Genomic DNA, 1632 nt, shown 5'->3' with positions numbered 1-1632 from the left:
TCCCCCTCCAGGGGAGGGTCAGAGTCCCCTCCTCACGGCTTGCCGTAATTCGGTGCCAGCAGGCGATTGCGGATCAGATAGCTCATGGTGCGCGTCCAGGATTCCTCCGTGTTGCCGCGCATGTCGGCGCTGGCGACGGTGATCATGTTGCCGGTCTTCACATCGCGCAGATAGACGTTGAGATTGATGATCAGGTTGGAGACCTTCTGCACGAGCCCCGTGATCTCCAGCTCGGCGCCGAGCTGCCCGGCGAGCTTGAGGTCGCAGCCGCCGCAGGCCTGCAAGTTGGCCCGACGGGCGGCATCCCTGACCGGCGCGATGTCGAGCACCTGGAACTTGCCCGACTCCGCCAATTCCTTGCGCAGCTGTTCGCTGATGCGCGCGAGCCGCGCCTCCTCCGGCCGGGAGCCGTAGAACTCGCCGGGCAGGCTGGTGTCGATCAGCTCGAAATCAAACACCGCCAGTTTCGGCGGATCGGCGAGCGCGACCGAACCCATCGACAACAAAGCGGCAAGACCAGCCAATGCTCGCATGATCGTGATTCCCGCCCTCCTGCGCGCGGGGATGAAATGCGGGGTTGCATGCCTTGGCAAATTGGTCATGCTTGAAGCAGAGACAATTCTTCACCGGCGGTCAAGCCGGGGAGATCGTCCGGAGGAAACATGATCCGATGGTTGGTCGGCCTGATCGGCCTGGGCGTTGCCGCGACGAGTGCGCTCGCGGCCGATCCGGTCATGATCGGCGTCGGCTATCTCGGCACTGCCGCAAACCGATCGACGCTGTCGCTGGCCGAGAAACCCGCGGAGAATGATGGCGTCGCCGGCGCCCGCCTTGCCATCGAGGACAACAACACCACCGGGAAGTTCCTCGGCCAGCGCTTTGCGCTCGAGGAGCGTCGCGTCAAGGACGGTGAAGATCCGGTCCAGGCCGCAACCGCCCTCGCCGACAACAACGGCTTCATCATCGCGGACCTGCCGGCCGATGCGCTCCTGAAGGTCTCGGATGCGCTGCGCGAGCGCGGCACCCTGCTGTTCAACGTCGGCGCGCTCGACGAGCGGCTACGCGAGGCCGATTGCCGCGCCAACGTCATCCATACCGCCCCGACCCGCGCGATGCTGGCGGATGCGCTCGCGCAGTATCTGGTGTGGAAGAAGTGGTCACGCTGGTTGCTCGTGGTCGGTTCGCGTGACGAGGACAAGCTGTTCGCGGATGCGCTGCGGCGCGCTGCGGCGCGGTTCGGCGCCAAGATCGTGCAGGAACGCACCTTCGAGGACAAAGGCGGCGCGCGACGCACCGATAGCGGAGTGACGCTGATCCAGCGCCAGATGCCGGTGTTTACGCAACAGGCGCCGGCCTATGACGTGCTGGTCGCGGCCGACGAGAGCGAGGTGTTCGGCGCCTACTTGCCCTATCGCACCTGGGATCCGCGCCCCGTGGCGGGCTCGGCCGGACTCGTGCCGCGCAGCTGGGACGCGGCGCAGGACCAATGGGGCGCGATCCAGATGCAGAACCGCTTCTTCAAGCTGAACTCGCGGCGCATGACCGCGCTCGACATGCAGGCCTGGACGGCGGTGCGCATGATCGGCGAAGCCACCTCTCGGACGAATTCCGGCGACGTCAAGAAGGTCACCG

General features: G+C 65.9%; 2 protein-coding genes. One reads left to right on the top strand and one right to left on the bottom strand.

Features of this window, described 5'->3' with window-relative positions:
* Positions 1 to 32: 32 nt before the first annotated feature.
* Positions 33 to 533, bottom strand: coding sequence for a DUF3280 domain-containing protein (locus tag JHD07_RS19545; protein ID WP_291624809.1), 501 nt, complete (start codon positions 531 to 533; stop codon positions 33 to 35).
* Between the two features lie 129 nt (positions 534 to 662).
* Between JHD07_RS19545 and JHD07_RS19540 the strand changes: the two genes are divergently transcribed.
* Positions 663 to 1632, top strand: a 970-nt coding sequence (locus JHD07_RS19540; RefSeq protein ID WP_291624807.1) for an ABC transporter substrate-binding protein, incomplete at its 3' end; no start/stop codon positions are given.

Origin of the sequence: Bradyrhizobium sp. (assembly GCF_016462955.1) — a bacterium.
Lineage (GTDB): Bacteria > Pseudomonadota > Alphaproteobacteria > Rhizobiales > Xanthobacteraceae > Bradyrhizobium.
Note: the sequence above shows the minus strand (reverse complement) of the source record. Positions and strands in the feature narration are given on the sequence as shown.